This window comes from Desulfobulbaceae bacterium (genome assembly GCA_013792005.1).
GTDB lineage: Bacteria > Desulfobacterota > Desulfobulbia > Desulfobulbales > VMSU01 > VMSU01.
In genome coordinates this window covers 1-5,297 of record VMSU01000181.1, presented here as the reverse complement: position 1 = coordinate 5,297, position 5,297 = coordinate 1, and the positions used below count along the sequence as shown (strand labels likewise).

Genomic DNA, 5,297 nt, shown 5'->3' with positions numbered 1-5,297 from the left:
GCTGCGCCGGGCCATCGTGGCGGATGAGCAGCGCGACTTCGAAAAAGTCCATTACAGGTGCGCCTTCGGGCCATCAACTCGGATCGAGCAGACTGGCCGCTGCTCATCCGCCACGTTAAGTGACAACAATTCAACTCTCAACAATCCATTAATTATCAATTAAAGCAAAAAGGGGACAGATTTATTTTTTGACTCCCCTCCGCCTGTGTGGTGATCTTTATTCATGCCTAGACGAGCCCGTATAGTCCTCCCGAACTGTCCTCACCATGTCATCCAGCGTGGTCATAACCGGCAGGTCGTTTTTGCCAGTGATGACGACTATCTCTTTTATCTTGATACTCTCCAGGAATGGAAAACTGCACTTGGCTGCAAGGTTTACGCCTATTGCCTGATGACTAATCATATCCATTTGGTGATCGACCCTGGAGATGAGCCAGAAAATCTCGCTTTACTGATGAAGCGTGTGGCCGGCAGGCAGACCCGTTTTGTCAATAAAATGGAGAAGAGAAGCGGCTCCCTGTGGGAGGGACGATATAAATCAAGTCCTATCAATGCCAATGAGTTCCTACTTGCCTGCTGCCGATATGTGGAGTTGAACCCTTTGCGTGCCGGCATGGTGGCTGACCCAGCACAATACCGCTGGTCCAGTTGCCCGACAAAGGTTGGCATTAAGGAACAACCTTGGCTAGACCTTGATCCCTTTTACATGAGTCTGGGTGAATCTACCATCCAGCGAGCAATCAGATACGCCACCTGGCTTCGGGAAACAATTCCTGATACGGAGTGGAAACTTATTCGGGAAGCCACCCAGCGTGGCCAGTTGACCGCAAACAGAAAGTTTATCAGAGAAATTTCCGTAAAAGTTGGTCGCCGTTTAGAGCTAAGAGGCCCTGGTCGGCCAAGAAAAGAAGAAAAATAAATCTGTCCCCATTTTCTTTGCTTTGGATGAGTAGGGAGAAGGCCCGAAAAAAAGGGGAGATTAGACCAAAGCTACATGAATATGCCTCCCAACCGCTTTGGCAAATTTTTCAAGGGTTGATAAGCGAATGTCAATGGCATGGTTCTCCATTCTGGAAATAACGGATTTGGTCGTATGGAGGTCATGAGCAATTTGCTCTTGTGTCATCCCCGCTTCCACGCGAGCCTGTTTTAACAGTAACCCAAGTTTGAATGTTTCAAATCGTTCGTTGTAATTCTGCCAAAATTCAGGATCTTGTTTCATGCGTTTGTTTTTATATTTTTGTAAGTCGCTCATCATAGTCTCCTTTTTGTAAAATATTCTTTCTTGCGGCGTTCAGCTATTTCAATTTCTTTGCATGGAGTCTTCTGTGTCTTTTTGGTGAAAGCATGATTTAATATTATCAAGTCATTCCCATCAAGAAATCCAAATAATCGAAAAATGTTATTTCCGTATTGGATCCGTACTTCCCAAATATCGTCGGTCGCTCCCAGTTTTTTCAAAAATTTGCTGGGGACAATGTTAAAATTTTCAATGAGATCAAGAACAAAGAAAATCTTTTCCACCTGCTTATTGGAAAGAGAGTCAAGGTAGTCCTGAACTGGACACTCACCATTTTCAAGGTGATAGAAAATTATTTTTCGCATAGCTACAAGTTAGCACAGTTGCGAACAAATAGCAAGTCTCGATGCTCAACATCCTGAAATAAAGAATAAAAAAAGCACAACAATCACATACACCGGAACGCGGGGAGCTACGTCATTCCAAGTCACGTCCAGAAACAAAAAGAAGGAAAGAAGAAAAATAAATCTGTCCCCATTTTCTCCCATTTTCTTGCATTCGACTCTTTCCGGGCTGGCCAGGCCGCTTATCTCTATCATTTTTTAATTAACTAATCCACTTTCTCTCCCCCTCCATTTTTTCTGTTTTCCGGATAAATTCCGTAAAACAGAAAAAATCAACGTGCCACACTGTGGTCAGAAAAAGATAATGCATCGTTACGAAGGGATATTTTCTTGACAAATATTTTTATTTTACTGGCGCATAAAATGCAAGACCCCAAAGGGGTTTGTAAAAAGAAAGTAAGGAATAAAAGTGACACAAGTGATTGGGCTAAATGGCTCATTGGGAATCTTTCCCTGTGCGTCATACTAATACACCCCCCTGGTGCTGGCCGTAACGAAAAGCTCGTGACAAGATAGAACTGTCTTAGTGTGTAATAATAATTAGAAACATAAAAAGATTGATAATCCTAACATGGTGGTTTGATATTTGCTAAACTCCGTGGGTCAGTCAAAAAATCGGTTACTAGAAGGGGTTGGGAGGATTCCGGATGGCAGCCTTCACATGAAAAATGAATCTACTGCTTTGTAGGTTTGCAAAAATGAAGAAGGAGAAAGATGAAACGAAGATACTGGTTTGGAAAAATGATTCTGCTTGGGTTCGGTGCTGGTCTGGCATTTGGCAACAGCGCCCAGGCGGAAACAATGACCACGAGTTTAGACTTTTCGGTTGCCGACCAGAGCATGTGGAAGGCCGGGAGCGCGGGAAGTATCCTCATCAACGATTTTTACGGACTGACCTGGAATACGGCGGTCAATATTGATGCCACTGCGGAACTGGAGCAAGACGTATACGTCGGGACACTCGATCTCGGCACCTATGGCGTTGGCACCGATATCACCTCAACAGGAAAGTTCGGTGTAGGGGTCCAGGGGGAAATCACTGGAGGGTACGTAAATATAGACGCTCCCATGACCCTGAGTATGACGGTTGATCACGACACCTACTACAATTACGGAGATCCCGTCACCATCGGCACCCAATGGTCACTGTTGGGCGGGGCCAAATTCACCACACAGAGCCCGACAGTAAATGCCTCGGTTGATCTGTATCACGAGATAACCCTCGATGTGGATGGGAAATTCTGTTTTGTTGATTGTGGCAGCAAGAACTTTGATTTGATCCCGGATGGGATCAGCGGCACGACTAACCTTGTCACCATCAACGCAGCCGACGCCAAATTCTCAGCCTCGTTACTCGGAATCGATATCTACGCCGCTGTTCCCAATATTGCAACCACCGGCGATTTTTCCTCTTTTACTACATCCGGAAGCGCTCCCCACAGCGCCAACATCAGTACGAGTTCCGGCGGTGATCTACTATTTAAAATCAATGGAGATATTGACAATATATTAACTACAATCACCGGCCTTCCACCTCTTAGTGTGGATTTGAGTGTGGGGGATTATTTTAGTTTAAAAGGGGACTTGCTGGATATCGATTTAAGCACGCAAATTACCCAGCTGCAGGGCTTTCAAGTGAGTCTCTTTCCTAAATACACCCTGGATTTCAGCGTACCGGTTTATTATCAGAGATTTTTGGGTGATGATGTCCAGTTAGCTTCCTCCATCACCGTAAACTTTGGTGCCGACCTTATCATTCAGGCACCATTCAAGTCAGTGGATGTCACCACATCCTATAGTCTTGATTATAATTTTTCCAACAAAACTGATTTGAATGTGTCCACATCGCTTGATTTGTTGGTCGGGTCTCTTGATGCCTATGTCGATTACATTGTGGGTAACTGGGCTGGTACTATAGGTCCAATGTATAGTGATTCCTTTTCCCTGGTAGACACAAACATTTCGATGTTCAATGACATGTGGCAGGTGAGAAACGCCCAGACCATTGCCGGTGAAGCCTTCACCATTGATGTGGCGAACCAATATGATTTTCTGAGCAAAGCCTATTATGACGACCTCCGCAGCGACATAACAGAACTGCCGGATGATTTTTTTGAGCCGCAGTCAAAACTTGCTGGGCTTGTTGATACATCATTAAATGAGGGCAGCGACGATAGGCTTTTCCAGTTTATCGATACGTTTATGACCACTGACGGCACCCTTGCCAAGGCGACATGGGGAGAACTCGCCCTCCTGTTGGGTGATTACGCAATCGATTTTTCCCAATTTTTCACCGGTGCCCCGACTGATGATTATGTCGGCATCGAATTCGCTCCGTATTTCAAGGACGAAGAGCTGGTCAGCCTTGGACTCGCCTTCGTTGAATTGGAAAAAGATCTTCCGGAACTACCCTGGCTTAATTATTACACAAAAACAAAATGGGAGGATCTCTATGATGTCTCTCTCTGGTTCAGCTTTCACGAAGGAAGAGAGGCGGATTTGTTTCTCTATGGTCAAGACATCGAGACGGAGAATTTCAAGTATTTGTTTTCAAGCTTTGACGCACGAACGGCAGACCCTGTTCCCGAACCTGCCACCATGCTCCTTTTCGGCACAGGCTTAGCAGGTCTTGCCGGAGCAAGAATGCGCCGAAAGAAGACACGAAACTGATTTAAGCCGGGTAGGGTGCGCAGGTTTTATCTGCGCACGCGGTGATGTTGTTATCGATAAGCCTATGGATATGACCGGGACCCCTTACGCTAAGGGATACTGGATTAATCTGACCTACACCTGTGGTATAGAAAACGGTAGTTTTGTCAATTCCATGGTCTATAACAACTCCACCCAGAAATGGCAGGAGTACGGGGATCGAGAGTGGATTTTTTACGATCTGGAACCGAACGGCGCATATGGATCTACCGGCGAGCGGAGCACCGACAATGAGCACCGGTTTTAAACTTTGGCTGGACGATCGTAATAATTACGCTCACAATCAAGGCGTTAACTCAGCCATTATTACAGGTCCCGGGCTCCCCAATGGTGGGGTGATCTTCGGCAGCAATTCTACGCAGACTAACTTTTATATGTATGGGGGTAACGGTGATTACATGTACCCGATTGCGGATGATACAGTTCTGAACGCTATTCCAGACCGGGTAGTGTACACCGTCAAGTTGTACGCCGAAACGGCTGATGCAGTTTCGGTAGGGAATGCTCCGCTGCGTACCTTTAGTCGAACAATCGCTAAGCGTCCCTATCTGAAGACTGAACTTTCTGCCGCACTCTTTCCCACCGCAATCGTCCCGGCTTCGCATGATGTTTCCACCATGAATATTCCAGGGTTGCAGACCGTCAGTTGGACTAACCCAACAGAGGTCACTGTGAATGGGGCGATGATTGGTTGGTGGGACGGGAGCAATGATAATTATGTGGATTCAGAACATCTACTGCCCTCAACGACTTCAGTACAAGTGGACACCTCGAGTTTTAGCGTCCCTCAAGTTAATAACGGTAACGGTAGGATACAGGAAAGCAAAAAGGGGACAGATTTATTTTTTGACTCCCCTCCGCCTGTGTGGTAATCTTTATTCATGCCTAGACGAGCCCGTATAGTCCTCCCGAACTGTCCTCACCATGTCATCCAGCGTGGTCAT

The 5,297-nt window shown here is 46.0% G+C and carries 6 protein-coding genes; 4 read left to right on the top strand and 2 right to left on the bottom strand.

Annotated features, from left to right (window positions below; translation table 11 throughout):
* The first annotated feature begins 223 nt into the window (after window positions 1–223).
* Complete coding sequence (locus tag FP815_11670; protein MBA3015591.1) at window positions 224–919, top strand: transposase; 696 nt, start codon at window positions 224–226, stop codon at window positions 917–919.
* 60 nt (window positions 920–979) lie between these two features.
* Here FP815_11670 and FP815_11665 read toward each other — a convergent pair whose 3' ends face one another.
* Both FP815_11665 and FP815_11660 read right to left on the bottom strand, forming a co-directional pair.
* Entirely contained in the window at window positions 980–1,255 is a 276-nt protein-coding gene (locus FP815_11665) for a helix-turn-helix transcriptional regulator (GenBank protein ID MBA3015590.1), read from the bottom strand.
* Entirely contained in the window at window positions 1,255–1,605 is a 351-nt protein-coding gene (locus tag FP815_11660; protein MBA3015589.1) for a type II toxin-antitoxin system RelE/ParE family toxin, read from the bottom strand. Before FP815_11660 ends, FP815_11665 begins: the two co-directional genes overlap by 1 nt.
* A 1,962-nt stretch (window positions 1,606–3,567) precedes the next feature.
* On the opposite strand from FP815_11660, the gene FP815_11655 reads away from it, so the two are divergent.
* Genes FP815_11655 through FP815_11645 form a run of 3 tightly spaced genes read left to right on the top strand, consistent with a single transcriptional unit; the run spans window position 3,568 to window position 5,225 of the window.
* Complete coding sequence (locus FP815_11655; protein ID MBA3015588.1) at window positions 3,568–4,314, top strand: PEP-CTERM sorting domain-containing protein; 747 nt, start codon at window positions 3,568–3,570, stop codon at window positions 4,312–4,314.
* The gene (locus FP815_11650) at window positions 4,274–4,600 is read left to right on the top strand and encodes a hypothetical protein (GenBank protein ID MBA3015587.1); all 327 of its coding nucleotides are present in this window, start codon (window positions 4,274–4,276) and stop codon (window positions 4,598–4,600) included. The genes FP815_11655 and FP815_11650 overlap by 41 nt, the downstream gene beginning before the upstream one ends.
* Complete coding sequence (locus FP815_11645; GenBank protein MBA3015586.1) at window positions 4,584–5,225, top strand: hypothetical protein; 642 nt, start codon at window positions 4,584–4,586, stop codon at window positions 5,223–5,225. The genes FP815_11650 and FP815_11645 overlap by 17 nt, the downstream gene beginning before the upstream one ends.
* Window positions 5,226–5,297: the final 72 nt, after the last annotated feature.

Bases quoted from the DNA above. Each gene is read 5' to 3' on its own strand.
- FP815_11670 (MBA3015591.1), top strand. From the start codon at position 224: ATGCCTAGACGAGCCCGTATAGTCCTCCCGAACTGTCCTCACCATGTC.
- FP815_11665 (MBA3015590.1), bottom strand. From the start codon at position 1,255: ATGAGCGACTTACAAAAATATAAAAACAAACGCATGAAACAAGATCCT.
- FP815_11660 (MBA3015589.1), bottom strand. From the start codon at position 1,605: ATGCGAAAAATAATTTTCTATCACCTTGAAAATGGTGAGTGTCCAGTT.
- FP815_11655 (MBA3015588.1), top strand. From the start codon at position 3,568: ATGTATAGTGATTCCTTTTCCCTGGTAGACACAAACATTTCGATGTTC.
- FP815_11645 (MBA3015586.1), top strand. From the start codon at position 4,584: ATGAGCACCGGTTTTAAACTTTGGCTGGACGATCGTAATAATTACGCT.